Origin of the sequence: Pilimelia columellifera subsp. columellifera, from assembly GCF_039532605.1 — a bacterium.
GTDB lineage: Bacteria > Actinomycetota > Actinomycetes > Mycobacteriales > Micromonosporaceae > Pilimelia > Pilimelia columellifera.
Genome location: NZ_BAAARY010000004.1, coordinates 164,584 through 187,039, shown reverse-complemented (window position 1 = coordinate 187,039; position 22,456 = coordinate 164,584). Strand labels below are relative to the sequence as shown.

The following is a 22,456-nucleotide window of genomic DNA, read 5'->3' as shown; positions in this document are numbered from 1 at the left end:
TGCCGGTCACGGGACGATGACGGCGCGGCCGAGCAGCTCGCCGGCCCGCATCCGCCGGTACGCCTCCATCGCCTGGTCCAGGCCGAACGTCGTCACCTTAGGCGCGATCAGTCCGCGCGCGGCCAGGTCGAGCACCTCGATGAGCTCCGGGCGGGAGCCCCAGTAGGTGCTCTGGACGCTGGCCTCGTACGGCAGCGAGAAGAACGACACCGGCAGCGTGCCGCCGGCGATCCCGACCAGGGTGAGGTCGCCCAGCGTCCGCACGCTCTGACCGGCCAGCGCCAAAGTTTCGTCGCTGCCGACCATGTCGATGACGACATCCGCGCCGTGCCCGGAGGTGGCGTCGCGGATCGCCGCGACGGTGGAGTCGTCGGCAAGCAGGGCCTGGTCCGCGCCGCACCCGGTGGCCAGGTCCAGCGCCTCCTGCCGGGTGTCCACGGCGATCACCTGCGCCGCGGTCACCGCCTTGAGGATCTGTACCCCGACGTGCCCGAGGCCGCCCACGCCGATGATTACCGCCGTCGACCCTGGCATCAGCTTGGGCAGGGAGCGTCTGACGGCGTGGTACGGGGTGAGGCCCGCGTCGGTCAGCGGCGCGGCCTGCGCCGGGGTGAGCCCTTCGGGCAGGGCGATGAGGTGGCGGGCGTTGTCGACGAGCATGAGGTCGGCCATGCCGCCGTCCAGGCCGAGCCCGCCGCCGCCGGAGGGGATCGGGGCGCGGTCGGGGTCCTCGCAGTAGGCGTCGATGCCGAGCCGGCAGCGTTGGCAGACGCCGCAGCCCCAGGCCCCCATGACGGCGACCGGCTGGCCCACCTCCAGCCCGGTGACGCCGACGCCCAGCTCATGCACCCAGCCGGCGTTCTCATGTCCGAGGGTGAACGGCGGGGACCAGGGCAGGCTGCCGGCGGTGAAGTCGTGCATGAGGTGCAGGTCGGAGTGGCACGCCCCGGCGCCACCAATCTTGATCACCACCTGGCCGGGTCCAGGCGTCGGCGCCGGGGCCTCGGTCAGCTCGGCCTCGGATTTCCAGGCCATCAGTCGTAGCGCGCGCATCGGGCTCACCTCATTCGTGGTCGGACCGGCAGGTCGGGTCGGCGGTAGGTCCCATGGTGGCGCCGGGTCGACGCCGACCGCCGGGCGCCGGCCCATCGGGCCGACGCCGTAGGCTGAGATTCATGGGGCACCAGCTGCGCGACTCTGTGGATCTGCACAGGCGATCCGACTCCCGGCTCACCGATCTGGGCCTGGACCGTTGGCGGGATCTTCCCCGCGCCCAGACGCCGCCGTGGCCGGACCCGTCCGCTGTCGACGAGGTCTGCGACGTGCTCGGCCAGGTGCCGACGATCGTCGCCCCGTACGAGGTCGACCAGCTCCGGGACCGGCTCGCGCTGGCGTGTGAGGGTCAGGCGTTCGTCCTGGTCGGCGGCGACTGCGCCGAGACGTTCGTCGACAACACCGAGCATCACCTGCTGGCGAACGCGCGCACCCTGTTGCAGATGGCCGTGGTGCTCACGTACGGCGCGTCGGTGCCCGTGATCAAGGTGGGTCGGTTCGCCGGCCAGTACACCAAACCCCGTTCGGCGGCGACCGACGCGCTCGGTCTGCCCTCCTACCGCGGGGACATGATCAACGCGATCGAGCCCGACCCGCAGGCCCGGGTGGCCGACCCGCGCCGGATGGTGCGCGCCTACGCCAACGCCGCCGCCGCCATGAACATGATGCGCGCCTACCTGGGCGGCGGCATGGCGGACCTGCACGCCGTGCACACCTGGAACAAGGACTTCGTGCGGATCTCCGCCGCCGGCGAGCGCTACGAGGCGATCGCCCGCGAGATCGACCGGGCGCTGTCGTTCATCCGCGCCTGCGGCATGACCGAGGACGAGGCTCTGCGCACCGTCACCCTGTACTCCTCGCACGAGGCGCTGGCGCTGGAGTACGAGCGGGCCCTGACCCGGCTCAGCAATTCCCAGGCGTACGGGCTGTCCGGGCACTTCCTGTGGATCGGCGAGCGCACCCGTCAGCTCGACGGCGCGCACCTGGACTACGTCTCCCGGCTGGCCAACCCGATCGGGGTGAAGATCGGCCCGACGACGAGCCCGGACGACGCGCTGGCCCTGTGCGCCAAGCTCAACCCCGACAACGTCCCCGGCAAGCTCACCCTGATCTCGCGGATGGGCAACCACAAGGTCCGCGATGTGCTCGGCCCGGTCGTCGAGAAGGTCACCACCGCCGGCCACAAGGTCGTCTGGCAGTGCGATCCGATGCACGGCAACACGCACGAGTCGTCCAACGGATACAAGACCCGTCACTTCGACCGGGTCGTCGACGAGGTCCTCGGCTACTTCGAGGTGCACCGTCAGCTCGGCTCCCACCCGGGCGGTCTGCATGTCGAGCTGACCGGCGAGGACGTCACCGAGTGTCTCGGCGGCGCCCAGGCCATCGAGGACGTCAACCTGCCGGAGAAGTACGAGACCGCCTGCGATCCGCGCCTGAACACCCAGCAGTCGCTGGAGCTGGCGTTCCTGGTCGCGGAGATGCTGCGTGGCTGAGCCGGGCGGCCAGTTGGTGGACCTGCGCTCGGACACCGTCACCGCGCCGACGCCGGGGATGCGCGCGGCGATGGCCGCGGCCGAGGTCGGCGACGACGTCTACGGCGAGGACCCGACGGTCGCCGCGTTGGAGGCCGAGGTCGCGGCGCTGTTCGGGCACGAGGCGGCGCTGTTCGCCCCGACCGGGTCGATGGCCAACCAGATCGCGTTGCAGCTGCTCGTGCCGCCGGCGCAGGAGCTTTTGTGCGACGCGGACGCGCACGTGGTCACCTACGAGGTGGGCGCGGCGGCCGGCTACGGCGGTATCTCGACCCGGACCTGGCCGGCGTCGGGGGGAGCGCCGGACCCGGACCAGATCGCGGCGATGATCCGTCCGGACGGTTTCTGGGCGGTGCCCACCCGCGCGGTCGCGGTGGAGCAGACCCACAACCTCGCTGGCGGCCAGGTCATCGCGGTGGAGACGCTGCGCCGGCTGCGGGGCGTCGTTGACGAGGCTGGGGTCGCGATGCACTGCGACGGGGCCCGGATCTGGCACGCCCACCTCGCCGACGGGGTGCCGTTGGCCGAGTACGGCGGGTTGTTCGACATGCTGTCGGTATGCATGTCCAAGGGGTTGGGCGCGCCGGTGGGGTCATTGGTGATCGGCTCGGCGGAGCGGATCGAACGGGCCCGCTGGCTGCGTAAGCGCATGGGCGGGGGGATGCGGCAGGTCGGCGTCCTGGCCGCCGCCGCCAGCTACGCGCTGCGCCACCAGCTCACCCGGTTGGTCGACGATCACGCCCGGGCGGCCCGGCTGGCGGCGGAGCTGGCGCCGTTCGGTGTCGTCGCCGCGCCGCCGCGCACGAATCTCGTCCCGCTGGACCTGCGGCGATCGGGCTGGGACGCGCCGTCGTTGGCCGCCGCCGCCCGCGAGCGCGGCGTGTTGATCTCGGTGCTCGGCCCGCGGATCGGCCGGCTGGTCACCCACCTGCACATCGACGACGACGCGGTGGACCGCGCGGTCGCGGTGCTGGTCGCGCTGTTGAGAAGCCGTCCGGCGGCCTGATCGGCGGGCCGGGCCCGATCGCCGTTACGGGGCCGGGTGCGCGGTGACGTGCTGCAGGTAGAGCTGCTCGCCGAGCTTGTCGAGGAGCGCGAGCTGGGTTTCGAGGTAGTCGACGTGTTTCTCCTCGTCGGCGAGGATCTCTTCGAACAGTCGCGCGGAGGTGTGGTCGTCGACTGATCTCATGTGCGCGATCCCGGCGCGGAGCCGGCCGACGGCCTCGACCTCGATGGCCATGTCGCACGCGAACTGTTCGCGGATGGTCTCCCCGATCCGGACCGGGAACAGCCGTTGGTAGTTGGGCAGGCCCTCGAGGAACAGGATCCGGTCGGTGAGCGTCTCGGCGTGCCGCATCTCGTCGATGGACTCGTGCCTGGTGTACGCGGCCAGGACGGTGTGTCCCCAGTTCTCCTGCATCTTGGCGTGCAGGAAGTACTGGTTGATCGCCGTCAGCTCCGCGGTGAGCTGCTCGTTGAGGAACTCGATGACGCGTGGGTCGCCCTGCATGCGCCGATCGTAGTCACGAGTTCAGGGTGTTTTGCGGCTTTTCGCAGCTATTCACGCCGCTGCGGGGACGGCCGCGCCGAGCTCCTCGTCCAGGATGTCGGCGACCCGGTCCAGGCAGGCGCCGCAGCCGGTCCCGGCGCCGCAGGCGTCGCCGACGTGGTCCTCGGTGCGCGCCCCGCGTCGGATCACGCGGCGTACCTCGCACTCGCGGACCCGTTCGCAGATGCAGACGTACACGACCAGCCCTTTCGTTAGCCTCAGCTAATAAAGGGTGCCCTAAGTTGCCTGGTCAGCGCAAGGGTCAGTGACATTTCGCTGCGGCGAGCGTCCGTAGCGCGGCGATATCGGCCAGGTGGCCTGTCGTCCCCTTGCTCGGCGTCTCGACGATGAGCGGCACGCCCGCCGCGGCCGGGTGGGCCAGCAGCTCGCCGAACGCCGCCGGGCCGATCGTCCCGGCGCCGATGTTCTCGTGCCGGTCCCGCCGGGAGCCGCAGGCGTCCTTGGAGTCGTTGGCGTGCACCAGCCGAAGCCGGTCCGTCCCGACCGTCGCCGACAGCGTGTCCAGCGTCGCGGTCATGCCGCCAGGCGTGGCCAGATCGTGGCCGGCCGCCCACGCGTGGCAGGTATCGAAGCAGACGCCCAGCCAGGGATGGCCGTCGACGGCGTCCAGGTAGGGGCCAAGATCCTCAACCCGGGCGGCCAGCGAGCGCCCCCCGCCGGCGCTGGGCTCGACGAGCAGACGCGGGCCACCGGCTTCGGCGGCGGCGTCCAGCAACGGCGTCAGGGCCGCGCGGACCTGCCGGAACGCGTCCGCGGCATGGTCGGCGCCCACCGCGCTGCCGGCATGGAAGACCACCCCGGCGGCGCCGATGGCCTGACCGCGCCGCAGGGCGTGGGCCAGGGTGGCGACCGAGCTGGCGACGGTGGCCGGGGTCGGCGAGCCGAGGTTCACCAGCAGCGACGCGTGGACGAACGCGGGCATGCTCCGGGCCAGGCAGCCTTCGCGGAAGCGGGCGTCCTGGTCCGGGTCGCCCTCGGACAACGCCCAGCCGCGCGGATTGCCCACGTACACCTGGACGGCGGTGGCGCCGATGGCGTCGGCGGCCGGCAGCGCGGTCCTGCCGAGCCCGCCCGATGACGAGACATGGGCGCCGATGGGCGGCACGGTCAGAAGCACACCAGGACCGCCTCCGCGCCCGGGGTCGTCGGGGCGCCTTCGACCGGCGACTGCGACTTGACGAAGCCGTTCGGGTTGAAGGTGACCCGGACCTTCAGCTTCAGCTGCTCCAGTCCCTGCTGCGCCTGGTCGCAGCGCATGTCGGTGACCCGTGGCATGGCGAACGCCGGTGGTCCCTTGCTCACCGTCAGCGCGATCTCCGCGCCCCGGTCCACGCCGGCGCCCTCGGCGAGACTCTGCTTGATCACCTGTCCGGCCGGCTCGTCGCTGTCGACGATCGCCTCGGTGACCGTGAGCCCCAGCCTGGTCAGCAGGTCCTTGGCCTCGGCCAGCTGCTTGCCGACCACATCGGGGGTCGAGATCGGCGCCTTGCCCTTGCTCACCGTCACGGTGATCTTGTCGCCTGGCTTGACCTGGGCGCCCACGACGGGCTCGGTGGCGGCGACGGCGCCGGCCGGCAGGGTGTCGTGGTACCGGTCCGGGCCGCGGACGAGCACCAGCTTGGCCAGCTCCAGCTCCGGCCGGGCCAGCTCCAGCGACTTGCCGACGATGTCGGGCACCGGGAACCGCTCCGGCCCCAGGGACAGGATCAGCGTGATCGTGGAGCCCTGCACCACCCGAGCCTGAGCCTGGGGGCTCTGCGCCAGCACCACGCCCTTGTCGACGTGCTCGTCGTGCCGGGGCTCGCCGTAGCCGACCGTGAACCCGGACTGCTGCGCACGGGCGATCGCGCCGGCCTCGGTCAGGCTCACCAGCGTCGGCGCGTCGGTGTATCGGCCGGAGGCCAGCCACCACAGGCCCGTGCCGAGCAGCAGCGCCACCGCCGCGGCCAGAATCGGGCGGCTCCGCTGGCGCAGGGCCGTCCGGGTCCTGTCCAGCGCCGGCTGCGCCCGCCGCCAGGCGTCGCCGGCCCGGTCGAGGAGCCGCCGGGTCGGATCGGGCGATGCCACCCGGGCCCGGGTGGGCGGTAGGCGGCGGCCTGACGCGGCGGCGACGGCATGGGCATCGCCCGAGCGCGCCCACCGGGCCGCCCGGCGGGACGGGGCGATCGGCGGGACCATCATGGTCCGCTCGGTGGCGGCGCGCATCGCGGCGGTCGTCACGCCGATGCCGTCGCGTAGCTGCTGGACCTCGGACTGGAGGTGACCGGCGTCGCTGGGCCGCCGGCGCGGGTCGCGCCGGGTGGCCCGCACCACCAGCTCCGTCAGCGGCGGCGGCAGGTCCGGGGTGAGTTTCGCTGGCGACGGGACCTCGTTGTCCACATGCTGCCAGGCGACATCGACGGGCTCCTGGCCGTCGAAGGGCACCCGGCCGGTGAGCATCTCGAACAGCACGATCCCGGCCGAGTAGACGTCCGTCCGCGGGTCCGCGACGCCCTCGGCGACCAGCTCCGGCGCGACGTACGCGACCGTCGCCATGAGCTGGCCAGGGTCGTCGGCGCTGGCCTCGACGGCCTGCGCCAGACCGAAGTCGGCCACCTTGACGACGCTGTCGATGAGCCGGCCCGGCCCGCCGCTCGGCGACTCCGCCACCAGGATGTTCTCCGGTTTGACGTCCCGGTGCACCAGTCCGGCCCGGTGCGCGGCGGCCAGCGCGGCCAGCATCTGGTCGGCCACGGCCAGCGCCTCGGCCGGGTCCAGCCGCCGGCGCTGGGCCAGGACCTCCCGCAGGGTGCGACCGCGGACGAACTCCATGACCAGGTACGGGCGGCCCTCGTGCTCGCCCTGGTCGTAGACGGCGACGACGTTCGGGTGGGTGAGTCGGGCGATCGTCCGCGCCTCCAGCGTGAAGCGGCGCAGGAACTGCTCGTCCCGCGCCTGTCCCGGCTGGATGATCTTCAACGCGACGACGCGTTCCAACCGCTCGTCGACGGCGGTGTAGACGGTGGCCATGCCGCCACGCGCCACCCGTCCACGGACGCGGTAGCGTCCGTCGACCAGGGTCCCCATCAGCGGGTCAGCGACCTGAGTGTCCATCGGCAGCAGAGTCTAGGCCGCCATCGCCCCGGCGTCGGGGAGGTCGACGGCCGCGTCGCGGCTGGCCACGGCGGTGACGCGCGGCCCGGTCAGTCGAACGGCCAACGCGGCATGCGGGTGGGGCGCGGCCGGCGGGTCCGGGTCGGGCTCGGCGACACCTCGTCGGAGGGGTCTACTGACGGGATGGGCTGCTCGGGGGGGCTGGCGTCCGGGGACGGCTCGCCCGGCTCCTGCGGGTCCGCGGACACCGTCGGCAGCGCGGGGTCGGGCGCCGGCGCGGCGTCGGGCAGCGGCCTGACCTGCCACACCGGCATGGGCGAGCCGGCCGCGTCCAGGGAGGGCGTGGCCGTGGCGGTGACGCTCGCCGGGGGCGTGACGGCGCTCGGCGGCGCGGCCCGCAGGGCCCCGGCGCCTCCGACGGGCGCCGCCGGACCGGCCTGTTTGCCGGCGGGCGCCGTCCGGTCGGGCGGTTCGGCGGCGGCCTGCACGACCACGAACGCGGCCAGCGCCGCCGCCACGGCCGCGGCGCCGGCCACCCACCTGCCGTTCTGACGGCGCTGCGCGGGGGCGTGATGCTCCGACCGCCTGCCCAGGTCGTATCTGATCGAGCGCCAGGCGCCGGCGATCTCACGGCTGATGGTCCGCCACATTGCGATCACGTCTCCGTTTCGGGTCGTCCCGGTCATCCACCGGCCCGGCCGGGGCCGTGCCGCGTCTGGCATGGCAGGGTGGACATGTGGACGAACAAATCTCCGGCGGCCCGACCGAGTGGCTGACGCTGCCCGATGTCGCCGAACGCCTTGACCTGTCGATCAGCAAGGTGAATCAGATGGTCAAAGATGGGCTGCTGTTGGTGGTCCGCCATGACGGTGTCCGGCGGGTGCCCGCCGATCTCATCGCCACGGAGACTGCCTTAAGGCATTTGCCCGGAATTCTGAATGTGCTGCGCGACGCTGGTTACAACGATGAAGAAGCGCTTGAGTGGCTGTACATTCCGGACGATTCGCTCGCAGGGGGGTGCGCCGCGGTCGCCCTGGGCGGTCCCAACACCACCGAGGTCAAGCGCCGGGCGCAGGCGCTGGGTTTCTGACGTGGGCCGCTACACCTACCTGGCGGTGCTCGCCGGGTGCCTGCTCGCGGCGGTCTGGCTGGAGCCCCTCTTCCGGGTCCGGGTGCTGCGCCGGTGGCGGCGGCTGACGCTGACGGTGCTGCCGGTCGCGGCCGTCTTCATCCTCTGGGACCTGGCCGCCATCGCCGCCGGCCACTGGACCTTCGACCCCGACCAGACCCTCGGCGTGTCGTTCGGACCGTTGCCGCTGGAGGAGGCGCTGTTCTTCCTGGTCGTGCCGATCTGCGCGCTGCTCGGCTTCGAGGGCGTCCGGGCCTCGCTACGCCGTCGCGCCGCGACCACGCCGGAAACCACCGGTGACCCGACGCCCGACGGGGCTGCCGGCGCGAGAGCTAACCGGCAAGCCGGCCCGTCGGGAGAGCCGGCCTGCTCGACGGCGGGCGGACCGGAATGAGCTACACGGCAGCGGCGGTGCTGGGCGTCGCTCTGGCCGCGGCGCTGGACCTGTGGGTCCTGCGCACCCGGCTGCTCGCCCGGCGTGAGTTCTGGCTCACCTACCCGATCATCGTGTTCTTCCAGCTGCTGTCGAACGGCGTGCTGACCGGTCGGTCGGTGGTCCGGTACGACCCGGCGGCCATCCTCGGGCTCCGCGTCCTCTACGCCCCGGCGGAGGATCTGCTCTTCGGGTTCGCGCTGGTGTTGACGACCCTGTCGCTGTGGTGCTGGCACGCCCGTAGATCAGGCGACCAGGCCGCCGCCTGACTACGTCGTGGATCAGTGGCGGCGGGCGGTCGCGGCCAGGGCCAGCGCCGCCAGCACCTCACGCGCCTGGGATGCCATCGGAGCGGCCTCCAACGCGCCCAACGCCGTCTCCGTCAGCTGGGTGATCCGCTCCTCGGTCGCCGCCAACGCCCCGCTGCCGACGATGACCGCGGTCAGCTCGGCGACCCTCGGCTCGTCCAGCGACGGGTCGCCGAGGCCGGCAAGCAGCGCCTCCCGCTGTCGCGCTCCGCACGCCTCCAAGGCCGCCGCCACCAGAAACGTCCGCTTGCCCTCGCGCAGGTCGTCGCCGGCCGGCTTGCCGGTGCGTCCTGGGTCGCCGAAGATCCCCAGCACGTCGTCGCGAAGCTGGAACGCCTCGCCGAGCGGCAGCCCAAACGCCGACAGCGCCTCCCGTAGCGGCTGCGGCGCGTCGGCCAGCGCCGCCCCGAACAGCAGCGGACGCTCGACGGTGTACTTGGCCGACTTGTAGACCGCCACCTTGCTGGCGCGTTCGCGCGAGGTGTCGCCGGTGGCCTGCGTGAGCAGGTCCAGGTACTGGCCCCCGGTGACCTCGGTGCGCATGGCGTCAAAGACCGGCCGCGCCCGGGCCAACGTCAGCGGCGGCAGGCCGGCCTCGTTGAGCAGCTGGTCGGACCAGACCAGGCACAGATCGCCCAGCAGGATCGCCGAGGCCGACCCGAACCCGGTCGGGTCGCCGGCCCAGCCGCTGCTGGAGTGGGCGGCCGCGAACCGGCGGTGCACCGCCGGCTCGCCCCGGCGGGTGTCCGAGCCGTCCATGAGGTCGTCGTGGATCAGGGCGCTGGCCTGGACCAGCTCCAACGCGGCCACCGCCGCCACCAGGGCGTCCGAATCGACGCCGCCGGCGGCCCGGAAACCCCAGTAGCCGAACGCCGGGCGCAGCCGTTTGCCGCCGCCGAGCACGAACGCCTCGATCGTCTCGGCCACCGGCAGCAGCGCCGCATCGATCTCGACAAGTTGGCGTCGGCGCGCGGCCAGGAAGCCGGCCAGCGCCCCGTCGACCCTGGCCCGTAGGTCGCCGAGGTCGGTCGGCGGCACGAGCGCCCCTGCCTGCGCGCCGTCCGGCGCCTGAATACGTGTGCTCACGAGGATGAAACTAGCCGGTCGCGGTTCGTCGGTCCGGACGACATGGGCGCCTGGTGGCGTAGAGTTGCCGCCGTGACCCTCGGCCTTCCGTCCGTGCGCTCCGACAGTCAGCCATCCATCGGGGCGATGGTCCGCGGGCCCGAGCCCACCTTCTCCTTCGAGTTCATGCCGTCCCGCTCGCCCGAGCAGGACCAGCAGCTGTGGGAGACGATCCGCGCGCTCGAGCCGCTGCGTCCGTCGTTCGTGTCCATCACCTACGGCGCCGGCGGCAGCACCCGCGAGACCACGGTGTCGGTCACCGAACGCATCGCCACCGAGACGACCCTGGTCCCAATGGCGCACCTCACCGCGGTGAACCACTCCCTGGCCGAGCTGCGCAACACCATCGGCTGCCTCGCCGAGGCCGGCATCCGCAACGTCCTGGCGCTGCGCGGCGACCCGCCCGGCGACCCGATGGGTCCGTGGACCAGACACCCCCAGGGCCTGTCCTACGCCGACGAGCTGGTGGCGCTGCTGCGCGAGTCCGGCGACTTCTGCGTCGGCGTGGCGGCGTTCCCCTACAAGCACCCGCGTTCGGCCGACATCGAGTCCGACACCCGGTGGTTCGTGCAGAAGTGCCGCGCCGGGGCCGACTTCGCCATCACCCAGATGTTCTTCGACGCCGATGACTACCTGCGCCTGCGTGACCGGGTCGCCGACGCCGGCGGCGACACGCCCATCCTCGCCGGGGTCATGCCGGTCACCTCGATGCGCACCATCGAACGGGCCACACACCTGTCCGGGGCGCCGTTCCCGGCCGCCCTGGCCAGCCGCTTCGCCCGGATCGCCGACGACCCTGCCGCCGTCCGTCAGCTCGGCGTCGAGACCGCCACCGAGCTGTGCGAGACGCTGCTCGACGAGGGCGTCCCGGGCATCCACTTCATCACCCTCAACCGGTCGACGGCCACCCGCGAGGTTTGGGCTGGAATGCGGGTCGGCGCCCATGCGTGAGGTCAACCCCTGAACTGGGACGGGTACTCCGCCGCCTGGGCGGGGCTGCACGGCGGCCTCGACCCCCGGCAGGCCCCGCCCTGGGCGCGGCGGTGGCTCCGGATGTCCTACCGGCTCGGCGCCGGCGTCGGACGGCTCGGCGTGCGGCCCACCACTGTCACCCTCGTCGGCCTGGCCTGCTCGGTGTCCGTCCCGCTGGTCGTCGTCCTCGGTCCTGGCTGGCCGTTGGTGGCCGCCGCGCTCGTCGCGCTCGCGGTCACCGCTGACAGCGTCGACGGGGCGGTCGCCGTGGTCACCGGACGGGCCAGCCGGCTCGGGCACGTCCACGACGCGCTCGCCGACCGGATCGCCGAGCTGTGCTGGGGAGTCGCGTTCTGGCTGGTCGGAGCCCCCGGACCGCTCGCCGTCGCGTGCGTCGCCGGCGCCTGGCTCTACGAGTACGCCTGTGCGCAGGCCGCCGCCGCCGAGATGAGCTACCGGGGTCCGGCGCCGATGGCCGAGAGTCCCACCCGGGTGGGACTGGTTATCGTCGGGTTGACCCTCACTGGGTTCGCCGGGTTGCTCGACGGCGGCGTCGCGGTCGGCGTGGCCACTCTCACCCTCGTCGTGTGGGCGTTGATCAGCCTGATCGGATTCGGTCAGCTGCTGGGCCTGCTGCGGGCCGGGTTGAGGTAGCGCCGGGCCGGCCCGCTTCCGCCGTCAACGGCAGGCGCCGACCGAGCACCGCGAACGGGCGACCGTCGCCAGGGAAGTGGAACTGGCGCAGCACATCCACGAACCCGAACCTGCGGTACAGCCGCCACGCCCTCGACCCCGACTCGTCGGCCTCCGGAGTGGACAACACGGCGGTGGCGGCCGGCGTGGTGGCCAGCAGCGCGATCAGCTGGGCCGCGCCCAGCTGGCGCCCCTGGGCGGCCGGGCGCACATGCAGCTCGACGATCTCGAAGCAGTCGACGAGCCACTGTCGTCGTGGCGGTGGCAGCGCGGCGTTGACCTGGTCGTGCCACCACTGCCCGGCCCGGCAGGTGTAGCCGTAGCCGAAACCGGCCAGGGCGCCCTCGTCGGTGAGCGTCGCCACCGCGCGGAACCCCGGCCGGTGCACGTGCGCGGCGACGTAGCCGCGCCGGGTGGCCAGCAGCTCATCGGAGTAGCCCATCGCCTCGCCGTACGCCGCGATGACGTCGTCGAGGCGGCGCAACAGATCGGCGGGCGTCCATGAGACGAGCCTCATCGCCGGTCCTTCCTGTGCGTGGTATCGCGTCCACGGTACGCGTCCGCGCCGCCCTGTCGGGGCGATCCTGCCGTCGCGGGCTCCGCTGCCCACCGCGTTGGCCCTGGGCCGCGTGCGCTGGCCCGGATCCGCGCAGCGCTGGGCCTGATGCGACTCAGATAGCGGATTGGGGCCATTGTTTCCGCAGGTGAAATGGGGTTGCAAGATTGCAAGTTGTGGCACTCCGGCATCGGCTGACATGCTTTCCGCAACGCCCGCTGGTCCATATCGGATTCATGAACGGGTCTGTGAAGTGGCTGGTCAGCCTGTCTGTGACGGGTCGTTTCGGCGTGCGGTGGCGCAGTTTGTCAGCGTGCGGTGGCGTGGTTGGTCTACTTCGCCCTGTGGCGTGGTTTGGCTGTGGGCGCAGCGTAAATGTGGTGACCGGGGCGGGTGTCTGGTTGGCGCCTTGCCCGCCCCGGTCGATGTCGAGAGGACTGATCATGAGGAATGACGACCTGCCCGACGTGTCGACTGTCTATCACGGCCGGCCCGGCCCCGACTACGGCGATCCGCCGTCCGCTCTGAGCCCGGTCTTCTCGGTCCCGCCGGATGGTCCGGACGGGCCGCCGCCGGTCTTCGGCCTGGGCCGGGTTCGGCCCTTCGCCCTGCATGACTGCCGCGAGGTGCTCGCCTACGGTCTGGTGCTGCCGGACGGCAGCGCCGTGACCGCGCAGTGGACCCAGCGGGGATGCGGCGCGGTGGGGGTGTGGTCGACGCCCGAGGCGCCGCGGCGGCTGTGGGCGTGTGCCCTGACCTGGCTGGACGCCGGCGCGCGCTGATCCGCCGAACTTTGTCGCACCTGGGCGCTAGTGTTGTTTGTGTTCGAACGGATGTTCGAATAACCTGATAGGGGCAGGCGGAGCGCTTGGTCCCCACGCGTCGCGAGCGTGGGCGTTCTGAGCGTCTCCACCTCCTCGGACGCCGTTTCGCGGACGGCGTTCTTCTCGGGCGTCGGCTTTCGCGGGCCGGCTCCGTTCGGCGGGCGTCGCCCGCTGCCCACGACCCCCGGGCAGCGGGCGACGGCCCTCCGGCCGGGTGGGCATGGCGAGGGGAAGCGCCACGCCTGCCCGGCTACACCGCTGCGTCTTCCTCCGCAGCGTCCGCAGGCGGTTTTGCCTGATCCGTTCGGCCCTGTCCGGGGCGGGACGTCGGACCGTGTGAGGAGAAGACGATGTCGATCAGTACGACGCCGAGCGTCGCGGCGCACATGCTGCCGCACCGCGCTCCTGCCGAGCTGTTGGCCATCGCCCGTAACGGGCTGGCCGAGGCGGCGCGGACCCGTTCCGAGGGGCTCCGTTACGCCACCGCCCACCTGGCCGCGCTGCGAGCGGCGACGGCGGTGCTGGCCACCCGGGCCCAGCCGTCGCCCCGCAGCCGTAACCGGGTCACCAGCGTCTGGGCCCTGCTGATCCTGGTCGCCCCGGAGCTGGGGGAGTGGGCCGCCTACTTCGCCGCCGGGGCGGCCAAACGCAGCGCGGCGGAGGCCGGAATTCCCCGGGTGGTCACCGCCCGCGAGGCCGATGACCTGCTCCGGGCCACCGAGCAGTTCGTCGCGGTGGTCGAGATGACGCTCGGGTTGTCCCGCAGGCCCGCGCCACCGGACCGTGTCGCCGCCTGACCGCGTCGCGCTTGGCACAAGTCGCGCTTGGCACAAACTGAAGTAACAAACGGAAGTAGATGAGCAATGGCAGGCCTGGACGCGGTCCGAGCGGCGGCGCTGATGGCAGCGGTCCGTGACGCCGGGCGGCACGCGGACGTCACCACGGCGCAGGAGTCGGCGCGTGCGGTGCTTCCGGTCGTCGCCGAGCTGAGTCCGCTGTTGCCGGGGCGTGGGCTGCGGCGCGGCAGCACCGTCGCTGTCGCCGCCTGCCCAGGGCCGCCCGCGTCCCGGCCGGGCCGGGCCCAGGGCGGTTCGGCTCCAGGTGGATCATCGCTGATGATGGCTCTGCTGGCGGCGGCGTCCCGGTCCGGCGCCTGGTGCGCGGTGGTGGGCCTGCCGGCCTTCGGGGCGTCGGCGGCCCGGGAGATGGGCATCGCCCTCGAACGGTTGGCGTTGGTCCCGCACCCCGGTCCGCAGTGGCCGACCATGGTCGCCGCCCTCATCGACGGGGTGGATGTGGTCGTGGCCGCCGCCCCTACGGACGCCGCCGCCACGGTCACCCGTCGGCTGGCCGCCCGGGCCCGGCAGCGCGGTTGTGTGCTGGTCCCGTATGGAACCTGGGACGGCGCCGACATCACCCTGCGGGTCGCCCACAGCGCCTGGCAGGGGCTGGAGCGTGGTCGCGGGCGGCTGCGCCGACGGCAGGTGGCGATCACCGCGCGCGGGCGCGGGGCGGCGGCGCGGCCCCGTGAGGTCACCATCTGGATGCCGAACCCCGCTGGCACGGTCGCCGCCCTAGCCCGGCCCCGGCTGACGCTGGCGCCGTGAGCGTCGTCCGCACCCTGGTGCTCTGGTGTCCGGACTGGCCGGTCACCGCCGCCCAGCTCGTCGACGGCACACCGGCCCATCTGCCGGTGGTCGTCCTTCGCGCCAACAGGGTGATCGCCTGCTCCCCGGCCGCCCGGGCCGAAGGCGTCCGCCGGGGCCTGCGGCGTCGGGAGGCCCAGCACCGCTGCCCGGAGAGCATCGTCCTGGAACATGATCCGGGGCGGGACGCCCGCGCCTTCGAGCCGGTGCTGACGGCGGTCGAGGCGATCGCCGCCGGCGTCGAGGTCATCCGGCCGGGGGCGTGCGCGCTGGCGGCCCGGGGGCCGGCCCGCTACCACGGCGGCGAGGAGCCGGCCGCCGAGCGGATCGTCGAGCAGGTCGCCCAGGAGTGCGCGGTCGAATCCCAGATTGGCATCGCCGACGGCGTGTTCGCCGCCGGACTGGCCGCCCGGCTCGGACGGATCATTCCGGAGGCCGGCACGCCCGGGTTCCTGGCCGACATCACGGTCACCGCACTCGGTCGGCCCGCCCTGGTCGACCTGCTGCGCCGGCTCGGCGTCCACACCCTGGGGCAGTTCGCCGCGCTCCCCGCCGCCGATGTGCTCTCCCGCTTCGGCGCTGACGGCGCCTGGGCGCACCGGCTCGCCAGCGGCCACGACACCCGGGCGTTGGCGATCCGGCAGCCGCCCCCGGACCTGGACGTCACCGACGGATACGAGGCGCCGTTGGAGCGGGTCGACGCTGCGGCCTTCGCCGCCAGGGCATTGGCCGAGCGGCTCCACGACCGGCTCGCCGGGCACGGGCTGGCCTGCGCCCAACTGGAGATCGAGGCGCTCACCGCAGCCGGCGAGCGCCTCCGCCGGACCTGGCGTCACGACGGGCTGCTCACCGCGGCGGCGATCGCCGACCGGGTCCGCTGGCAGCTGGACGGGTGGCTGTCCCCGGCGGCCCGTCCCGGCGCCGGCAGCGCGGTGGGGCGGCCTACCGCCGGGATCGTCCGGCTGCGACTGTCGCCCGGCGGGGTGCTGCGAGGCCTGGGGCAGCAGCCCGGCCTGTGGGGCGAGCCGGGCGCGGAGACGCAGCGGGCACACCGGGCGTTGACCAGAGTCCAGGGCCTGCTCGGCCCCGACGGTGTGGTCACAGCCGTTCTCGGTGGGGGGCGCCGCAGCGTCGACCAGTCCCGACTCGTCCCGTGGGGCGAGCGGCGTCAGCCCGACCCAGGTCAGATCCAGGCCCCCTGGCCAGGCCGGTTGCCGTCGCCGTCGCCTGCGGTGGTGTTGCCGTCGCCGCTGCCCGCCGCGGTGTGGGACGCCTCCGGCGAGGTGGTGCGCGTCGACGGCCGGTTGGGGCTGAGCGGCGTTCCCGTCCGTTGCTCTCTGGCCGCCGGCCCCACAGTGGAGATCACCGGTTGGGCGGGGCCGTGGCCGGTGGAGGAGAAGTGGTGGTCGCCGAGCCAGGCGCTGCGGCAGGCCAGATTCCAGGTGTCCCTGGCCGACGGCCGGGCCGCGTTGCTGGCCTTGTCCGCCGGCCAGTGGAGCGTGGAGGCGTGGTATGACTGAGCGCAGGAGTCGTTGAGATGGGCTGGAGCAACCCGCCGATGCCCTGGTCGGAGCTGGAGCGTCGACTCTCGTCCGCGGCGCCTGACCTGTTGCCTGTCGAGACCGACGGAGGGGACGGCCCGGCTTTCAGCCGCCGTCGCGCCCCGTACACCCTGCCCGCCAGCCACCGCGACCGTCGTCCCGCCGGAAAGGACGCCGCCGGAGAGGCCGCCCGGTACGCCGAGCTGCACTGTCATAGCAACTTCAGTTTCCTCGACGGCGCCAGCCATCCGGAGGAGCTGGCGGCCGAGGCTGACCGGCTGGGGTTGACGGCGCTCGCCCTCACCGACCACGACGGCTTCTACGGGGTGGTCCGGTTCGCCGAGGCGGCCCGCGCCCTCGGCCTGCCCACCGTTTTCGGGGCGGAGCTGTCGCTGGGCCTGACCGGACCCCAGAACGGTCAGGCCGACCCGGAAGGTGAGCACCTGTTGCTGTTGGCCCGTGGCCCGGCCGGGTACGCGCTGCTGGCCCGGGCGATGTCCTTGGCGCACCTGGCCGGCGGGGAGAAGGGTCGCCCGCTCTACCCGCCGTTGGCGGAGCTCGCCGGCCAGCTCGACGGGCAGGTGGTGGCCCTGACCGGTTGCCGTAAGGGCGCGGCGCCGATGGCGTTGGCGCGGGGCGGGCCGGAGCCCGCCGAGCGGGAGCTGCGCCGGTTGGTCGAGCTGTTCGGCACGGGCAACGTCGTCGTCGAGCTCACTGACCACGGCGATCCCGCCGACGGCGACCGCAACGACGCCCTGGCGGAGCTGGCCCAGGCGTGCCGGCTGCCGATGGTGGCCACGAACAACGTCCACTATGCCGTGCCGGCGCGGCGGCGGTTGGCGACTGCGGTGGCCGCGGTCCGGGCCCGGCGCAGCCTGGACGAGATGGACGGCTGGCTGCCGGCGGCCGGCACGGCGCATCTGCGTTCCGGGGCGGAGATGGCCGCCCGGTTCGCCGCGTACCCGGGCGCGGTGGCCGGCGCCTCCCGGCTGGGCGCTGAGCTGGCCTTCGACCTGAGTCTGGTCGCCCCGAAGCTGCCGGACCACCCGGTGCCCGACGGGCACACCGAGATGTCGTGGCTGCGGCAGTTGGCGTTCGAGGGCGCCCAGGTCCGGTACGGGCCACGGCAGGCGGCGCGGGCGGCGTACGAGCAGATCGACCGTGAGCTGGCGACGATCGAGCAGTTGGGCTTCGCCGGGTACTTTCTCGTCGTTCACGACATCGTGAGGTTCTGCCGGGACAACGACATCTACTGTCAGGGCCGCGGCTCGGCGGCCAACTCCGCCGTCTGCTACGCCCTGTGGATCACCAACGTGGACGCGGTGCGGTACGGGCTGTTGTTCGAGCGGTTCCTGTCCCCGGAGCGGGACGGCCCGCCCGACATCGACGTCGACATCGAGTCCCGCCGCCGGGAGGAGGTGATCCAGCACGTCTACGGCCGGTACGGCCGGCGCCATGCCGCCCAGGTCGCCAATGTCATCTCGTACCGGCCGAAGTCGGCGGTGCGGGACATCGCCAGGGCGTTCGGTTTCTCGACCGGCCAGCAGGACGCCTGGAGCAAGCAGATCGACCGCTGGCGCAGCATCGACGCCAGCGAGATCGAGGGCGTTCCCGAGCAGGTGGTGGCGTATGCCAACGAGCTGATGACCTTTCCGCGACACCTGGGCATCCACTCCGGCGGCATGGTCATCTGCGACCGTCCGGTGATCGAGGTGTGTCCGGTGGAGTGGGCCCGGATGCCCGGCCGCAGCGTCCTGCAGTGGGACAAGGACGACTGCGCGGCGGTGGGCCTGGTCAAGTTCGATCTGCTGGGGCTGGGAATGCTCGGCGCTCTGCACGACGGGTTCGACCTCATCGGGCAGCGCCTCGAGCTGGCCGAGATGCCGTTGGACGACCCCGAGGTGTACGAGATGTTGTGCCGGGCGGACGCGGTCGGGGTGTTCCAGGTGGAGAGCCGGGCGCAGCTGGCGACACTGCCGCGGCTCAAACCCCGCGAGTTCTACGACCTGGTGGTCGAGGTGGCGCTGATCCGCCCCGGCCCGATCCAGGGCGGTTCGGTGCACCCGTACATCCGGCGCCGCAACGAGCTGGAGGAGGCGACGGTGCCGCATCCGTTGATGCGCAACGCCTTGGGCAAGACTCTGGGCGTGCCGCTGTTCCAGGAGCAGATGATGCAGTTGGCGATGGACGTGGCCGGCTTCGACGCGGTCGCCGCCGACCAGCTGCGCCGGGCGATGGGCTCGAAACGTTCCGCCGAGCGGATGGCCCAGCTACGGGAGCGGCTCTACGCGGGCATGGCCGCCAACGGCATCACGGGCCCCGTCGCCGACGACATCTATCTCAAACTGTCGGCGTTCGCCAGCTACGGGTTCCCGGAGAGTCACGCGATGAGTTTCGCGTACCTGGTGTATGCCAGCGCCTGGCTCAAGCGGCACCACCCGGCGGCGTTCTGCGCGGCGTTGCTCAACAACCAGCCGATGGGCTTCTACTCGCCACAGTCGTTGTCGGACGACGCCCGCCGGCACGGCGTCCAGGTGCGTCGCCCGGACATCAACCTCAGCGGGGCGGACGCGACGTTGGAGGCGACCGCCGAGACCAGGTGGGGCAGCACGCCCGGCGAGCCGCCCCACCGGTGGGGGCTGGCCGGCCCGGCGGTGCGGCTGGGGTTGTCGAGCGTGCGGGCGGTGGGGGCGGAGCTGGCCGCGACGATCGAGGCGGAGCGCCGCGCCCGTGGCCCGTTCCGGGACCTGGCTGACGTGTCCCGGCGCACGGGCGCCTCGTCGGCGGCGTTGGAAGCGCTGGCGACCGCGGACGCCTTCGCCGGCTTCGGGTTGTCGCGACGGCAGGCGTTGTGGCTGGCCGGGTCGGCGGCGCAGGAGCGCGTCGGCCGGCTTGCCCTGGGCACGCCTGAGCCGCCGACCCTGCCTGGGATGTCTGACCTGGAGGCGCTGGTGGCTGATGTGTGGGCGACCGGGATGGCGCCGGACACCCATCCGGTGGCCTTCCTGCGTGAGGAATTGACCCGGTCGGAGGCGACGCCGGTCGCCCGGCTGGCCGAGCTTCCCTCCGGCGCCCGGGTCCGGGTGGGCGGGCTGGTGACGCACCGGCAGCGGCCGGCGACCGCCGGCGGGATCACCTTCCTCAACCTGGAGGACGAGACCGGCATGCTCAACGTGGTCTGTTCCCCGGGCCTGTGGCGCCGGCGCCGTCAGGTGGCCCGCTCCAGTGGCGCCCTGGTGGTGCGGGGTCGCCTGGAGAAGCACGAGTCGGTGATCAATCTGGTGGCTGACGAGTTGACCGCGCTCACCCCGCCGGCCAGGGTCACCTCCCGGGACTTCCGGTGACGTCGGGCCGACAACCCACGGCCGGGCCGGGTGGTTAGGCTGCGACGGTGGAACACCAACCGCTCGGCCCGGACGCCACTGCGCCCACCGCCGCGACCCCACGCACCGCTGTGGTCTGGGCGGCGCTGCGCGCCGAACTCGCCCGCTCCGCCGGCCGCGAGCTGTCGATCGTCGACGTCGGCGGGGGCACCGGCGGTTTCGCTGTTCCGCTGGCCCAGGCCGGTCACCGCGTCAGCGTCGTCGACGCCAACCCGGACGCGCTCGCCGCGCTCAACCGGCGTGCCGCCGAGGCCGGCGTCGCCGACCGGGTGAGCGCCGTCCAGGCCGATGCCGACGATCTCGGCGCCGTCGCGGCCGCCGGGAGCGTCGATCTCGTGTTGTGCCATGCGGTGCTTGAGGTGGTGGACGATCCGGCCGCGGTGGTCGCCGGTATGGTCGCCGCGCTGCGCCCCGGCGGCGCGGCCAGCGTCATCGTGGCCAACCGGGCCGCCGCGGTGCTTTCCCGGATGATCAACGGCCAGCTCGGGCCGGCCCGCGCGGCGCTGGCGGAGCCCTCCGGGCCCGGCCGTGCGCCGGCGCCCCGCCGTTACGACGTCACCACCGCGACCGACCTGCTGTCGGCCGCCGGCCTGCGGGTCGAGCAGGCGCACGGGATCCGGGTCTTTGTCGATCTGACGCCGGCGGCCGTCGCCGAGGCGGACCCGCAGGCGCTGACCGAGCTTGAGCTTGCCGTGTGCGACCGTGCGCCGTACCGCGACATCGCCGCTCAGCTCCACCTGCTCGCCCGCGCGTCGGGCTGACGCCGTTCTGTCACCCCCGGCCGCTAGCCTGCCCGCATGGGCGGCATCGGCGGCGACGGAGGGATTGACCCGGACAGCGGCAGCCCCATCCTGCACGTCGACATGGACGCCTTCTTCGCCTCGGTGGAGGTGCTGGCCCGTCCGGAGCTGCGCGGCCGGCCGGTGGTCGTCGGCGGCGTCGGGCCGCGCGGCGTGGTCAGCTCGGCCAGCTACGAGGCCCGAGCCTACGGTGTCCGGAGCGCCATGCCGACGGCTCGGGCCCGGGCGCTGTGCCCGCGCGCGGTGTTCCTTCCCCCGAGCTTCCCTGCCTACCAGGCCGCGTCCCAGGCGCTCATGGAGATCTTCCGGTCGGTGACGCCGCTGGTCGAGCCGCTGTCGCTGGACGAGGCGTTCCTCGATGTCTCCGGCGCCCGGCGCCTGTTCGGGGCCCCCGCGGCCATCGCAGTGACGCTCCGGCGGCGCGTCAACGAACAGCTCGGCCTGCCGTGTTCGGTGGGGGTGGCTCCGACGAAGTTCGTGGCGAAGGTCGCCTCGGCCCGGGCCAAGCCCGACGGCATGCTTGTCGTGCCGGTCGGTCGGGTGGCCGAATTCCTCCGGCCGCTTCCGGTGAGGGCGCTGTGGGGGGTGGGGGGCAAGGCGGCCGAGCGGCTGCGTCGCCTCGGCCTGACCACCGTCGGGGACGTCGCTGACGCCCCGCCCGGGCTGCTTCGCCAGGGTGTCGGCGCGGCGGCCGCCAACCATTTGGCCGACCTGGCGAACGGTCGTGACCCGCGCGCGGTCGTGCCTGGGAGGGCGGAACGGTCGATCAGCGCGGAGACCACCTTCGAGCACGACTGCGACCTCGCCGGAGCCCAGGCGCGGCGGACCCTGCTTGCGTTGGCGGGCCGGGTCGCCGTTCGATTGCGGGCGGCGGCGCTGGTCGGTCGGACGGTGGCGGTGAAGATCCGGACGCCGGACTTCGCCACCATGAGCCGGTCGCGAACCCTGCCTCGCGGCACCGATGTCGGCCGGGAGATCTTCTCGGTGGCACAGGAGCTGACCGCTGAGGTGACGGCGGCTCAGTCCCGTCCGGGCGGGCCACTGGTCCGGCTCGTGGGAGTGCGGGTCGAGGGACTCACGGCCGCTGACGGGCAGGTCGAGCAGTTGGCGCTGGGGGAGTCGGGGGTCGAGTCCTGGCGTGAGGCTGAGCGCGCGACGGACGCGGCGGCTGCCCGTTTCGGGCGTTCTGTCGTGAAGCCGGCCAGTCTGCTGCCGTCGCCGGGCGGGAACCAGGCGGAAAATAGCCGTAGGCGGTCGGTCGTCCCGCTTTCCGACCCGCCTCCACCCTCGTAGACTTGTGCTGGACGCGGGACCTGGCGCCCGTGTTTCTCAGTCCCCATTTGCCCCGTCGCAGCTCGCGCAGGCGGCTCGACGTTCAGCCCGAACGGGAGGAGTGCCGTGCCGCTCTCGGAGCACGAGCAGCGACTGTTCGAGCAGATCGAGCGTTCGCTGGCTGATGACCCGAAGTTCGCTTCGGCTGTCCGGGCCAATGATCCGAAGCATCACACCCGTCGCCGTTACGCGGTCGCCGCCGTCGCCGTCCTCGCCGGCCTTGGCCTTCTCGTGTACGGCACGGCCGTCAAAGCGTTGCCGATCGGCCTGGCCGGCTTCCTGGTGATGTTGGGCGCCGCCGTCTTCGCGGTCCACGCCCAGCGCCGGAGCCAGGCGCCGGACCTGCGCGTGGTCGGTGGGGCCGCCACCCGCCGCACCCGGGCTGGCGCCACCCCCCGCCGCGGCGGGCTCATCGACCGCCTTGAGGAGCGGTGGCGCGGCCGGCCCGAAGGCCACCGCTGAC

Annotated in this window: 22 protein-coding genes and 1 pseudogene; 15 read left to right on the top strand and 8 right to left on the bottom strand. The window is 73.0% G+C overall.

The features are described 5' to 3' along the window. Positions 1-6: 6 nt before the first annotated feature. Positions 7-1,053 carry an NAD(P)-dependent alcohol dehydrogenase gene (locus ABD287_RS06510; RefSeq protein WP_344169768.1) on the bottom strand — a complete coding sequence of 349 codons (1,047 nt, stop codon included), beginning with the start codon at positions 1,051-1,053 and terminating at the stop codon, positions 7-9. A gap of 185 nt (positions 1,054-1,238) precedes the next feature. On the opposite strand from ABD287_RS06510, the pseudogene ABD287_RS06505 reads away from it, so the two are divergent. Together ABD287_RS06505 and ABD287_RS06500 are read left to right on the top strand one after the other, a co-directional pair. Further along, a pseudogene (locus ABD287_RS06505) lies at positions 1,239-2,549 on the top strand (class II 3-deoxy-7-phosphoheptulonate synthase); the annotation flags it as partial. Between the two features lie 13 nt (positions 2,550-2,562). After that, positions 2,563-3,594: a threonine aldolase family protein gene (locus ABD287_RS06500; protein WP_344169901.1), complete on the top strand. Its 1,032-nt coding sequence runs from the start codon at positions 2,563-2,565 to the stop codon at positions 3,592-3,594. 24 nt (positions 3,595-3,618) lie between these two features. Here the strand turns inward: ABD287_RS06500 and bfr are convergent, their stop codons facing one another. The 5 genes from bfr to ABD287_RS06475 form a co-directional block, all read right to left on the bottom strand. After that, positions 3,619-4,098 (bottom strand): bacterioferritin, encoded by a 480-nt coding sequence (gene bfr, locus ABD287_RS06495; protein WP_344169765.1) that lies wholly within the window; start codon positions 4,096-4,098, stop codon positions 3,619-3,621. A 51-nt stretch (positions 4,099-4,149) separates the two neighbouring features. Beyond that, the gene (locus ABD287_RS06490; RefSeq protein WP_344169762.1) at positions 4,150-4,335 is read right to left on the bottom strand and encodes a (2Fe-2S)-binding protein; all 186 of its coding nucleotides are present in this window, start codon (positions 4,333-4,335) and stop codon (positions 4,150-4,152) included. A 64-nt stretch (positions 4,336-4,399) separates the two neighbouring features. Beyond that, positions 4,400-5,275 carry a deoxyribonuclease IV gene (locus ABD287_RS06485; RefSeq protein ID WP_344169759.1) on the bottom strand — a complete coding sequence of 292 codons (876 nt, stop codon included), beginning with the start codon at positions 5,273-5,275 and terminating at the stop codon, positions 4,400-4,402. Continuing rightward, positions 5,266-7,251 carry a Stk1 family PASTA domain-containing Ser/Thr kinase gene (gene pknB, locus ABD287_RS06480; protein ID WP_344169756.1) on the bottom strand — a complete coding sequence of 662 codons (1,986 nt, stop codon included), beginning with the start codon at positions 7,249-7,251 and terminating at the stop codon, positions 5,266-5,268. The genes ABD287_RS06485 and pknB overlap by 10 nt, the downstream gene beginning before the upstream one ends. Before the next feature lie 89 nt (positions 7,252-7,340). Continuing rightward, complete coding sequence (locus ABD287_RS06475; RefSeq protein ID WP_344169753.1) at positions 7,341-7,901, bottom strand: hypothetical protein; 561 nt, start codon at positions 7,899-7,901, stop codon at positions 7,341-7,343. A gap of 86 nt (positions 7,902-7,987) precedes the next feature. Here ABD287_RS06475 and ABD287_RS06470 point away from each other — a divergent pair, with 86 nt between their 5' ends. Genes ABD287_RS06470 through ABD287_RS06460 form a run of 3 tightly spaced genes read left to right on the top strand, consistent with a single transcriptional unit; the run spans position 7,988 to position 9,082 of the window. Then, on the top strand, positions 7,988-8,341 hold the full coding sequence (locus tag ABD287_RS06470; protein ID WP_344169750.1) for an Rv2175c family DNA-binding protein: 354 nt from the start codon (positions 7,988-7,990) through the stop codon (positions 8,339-8,341). A gap of 1 nt (position 8,342) precedes the next feature. Beyond that, positions 8,343-8,774: a lycopene cyclase domain-containing protein gene (locus ABD287_RS06465; RefSeq protein WP_344169747.1), complete on the top strand. Its 432-nt coding sequence runs from the start codon at positions 8,343-8,345 to the stop codon at positions 8,772-8,774. After that, the gene (locus ABD287_RS06460) at positions 8,771-9,082 is read left to right on the top strand and encodes a lycopene cyclase domain-containing protein (RefSeq protein ID WP_344169744.1); all 312 of its coding nucleotides are present in this window, start codon (positions 8,771-8,773) and stop codon (positions 9,080-9,082) included. Before ABD287_RS06465 ends, ABD287_RS06460 begins: the two co-directional genes overlap by 4 nt. Positions 9,083-9,094: 12 nt before the next feature. Here the strand turns inward: ABD287_RS06460 and ABD287_RS06455 are convergent, their stop codons facing one another. Further along, the gene (locus ABD287_RS06455; RefSeq protein WP_425565512.1) at positions 9,095-10,207 is read right to left on the bottom strand and encodes a polyprenyl synthetase family protein; all 1,113 of its coding nucleotides are present in this window, start codon (positions 10,205-10,207) and stop codon (positions 9,095-9,097) included. Between the two features lie 72 nt (positions 10,208-10,279). Between ABD287_RS06455 and metF the strand changes: the two genes are divergently transcribed. Beyond that, positions 10,280-11,197 carry a methylenetetrahydrofolate reductase [NAD(P)H] gene (gene metF / locus ABD287_RS06450; protein WP_344169741.1) on the top strand — a complete coding sequence of 306 codons (918 nt, stop codon included), beginning with the start codon at positions 10,280-10,282 and terminating at the stop codon, positions 11,195-11,197. 102 nt (positions 11,198-11,299) lie between these two features. Then, on the top strand, positions 11,300-11,872 hold the full coding sequence (locus tag ABD287_RS06445; protein ID WP_344169738.1) for a CDP-alcohol phosphatidyltransferase family protein: 573 nt from the start codon (positions 11,300-11,302) through the stop codon (positions 11,870-11,872). Here the strand turns inward: ABD287_RS06445 and ABD287_RS06440 are convergent. Continuing rightward, positions 11,817-12,428: a GNAT family N-acetyltransferase gene (locus ABD287_RS06440; protein WP_344169736.1), complete on the bottom strand. Its 612-nt coding sequence runs from the start codon at positions 12,426-12,428 to the stop codon at positions 11,817-11,819. The two genes, ABD287_RS06445 and ABD287_RS06440, sit on opposite strands and share 56 nt — an antisense overlap. Before the next feature lie 482 nt (positions 12,429-12,910). Between ABD287_RS06440 and ABD287_RS06435 the strand changes: the two genes are divergently transcribed. The 8 genes from ABD287_RS06435 (at position 12,911) to ABD287_RS06400 (ending at position 22,455) form a co-directional block, all read left to right on the top strand. Further along, positions 12,911-13,249: a hypothetical protein gene (locus tag ABD287_RS06435; protein WP_344169733.1), complete on the top strand. Its 339-nt coding sequence runs from the start codon at positions 12,911-12,913 to the stop codon at positions 13,247-13,249. 392 nt (positions 13,250-13,641) lie between these two features. After that, the gene (locus tag ABD287_RS06430; protein WP_344169730.1) at positions 13,642-14,088 is read left to right on the top strand and encodes an SAV_6107 family HEPN domain-containing protein; all 447 of its coding nucleotides are present in this window, start codon (positions 13,642-13,644) and stop codon (positions 14,086-14,088) included. A gap of 66 nt (positions 14,089-14,154) precedes the next feature. Continuing rightward, positions 14,155-14,898, top strand: coding sequence for a hypothetical protein (locus ABD287_RS06425; protein ID WP_344169727.1), 744 nt, complete (start codon positions 14,155-14,157; stop codon positions 14,896-14,898). Continuing rightward, positions 14,895-16,457: a DNA polymerase Y family protein gene (locus tag ABD287_RS06420; protein WP_344169724.1), complete on the top strand. Its 1,563-nt coding sequence runs from the start codon at positions 14,895-14,897 to the stop codon at positions 16,455-16,457. Before ABD287_RS06425 ends, ABD287_RS06420 begins: the two co-directional genes overlap by 4 nt. A gap of 17 nt (positions 16,458-16,474) precedes the next feature. Beyond that, entirely contained in the window at positions 16,475-19,822 is a 3,348-nt protein-coding gene (locus tag ABD287_RS06415) for an error-prone DNA polymerase (protein ID WP_344169721.1), read from the top strand. Between the two features lie 47 nt (positions 19,823-19,869). Next, a complete protein-coding gene (locus ABD287_RS06410) occupies positions 19,870-20,622 on the top strand; it encodes a methyltransferase domain-containing protein (protein WP_344169718.1) in 753 nt (250 codons plus the stop codon). Positions 20,623-20,658: 36 nt separating this feature from the next. After that, positions 20,659-21,954 (top strand): DNA polymerase IV, encoded by a 1,296-nt coding sequence (gene dinB, locus ABD287_RS06405; protein ID WP_344169716.1) that lies wholly within the window; start codon positions 20,659-20,661, stop codon positions 21,952-21,954. A 105-nt stretch (positions 21,955-22,059) separates the two neighbouring features. Further along, complete coding sequence (locus tag ABD287_RS06400; RefSeq protein WP_344169713.1) at positions 22,060-22,455, top strand: DUF3040 domain-containing protein; 396 nt, start codon at positions 22,060-22,062, stop codon at positions 22,453-22,455. Position 22,456 lies beyond the last annotated feature (1 nt).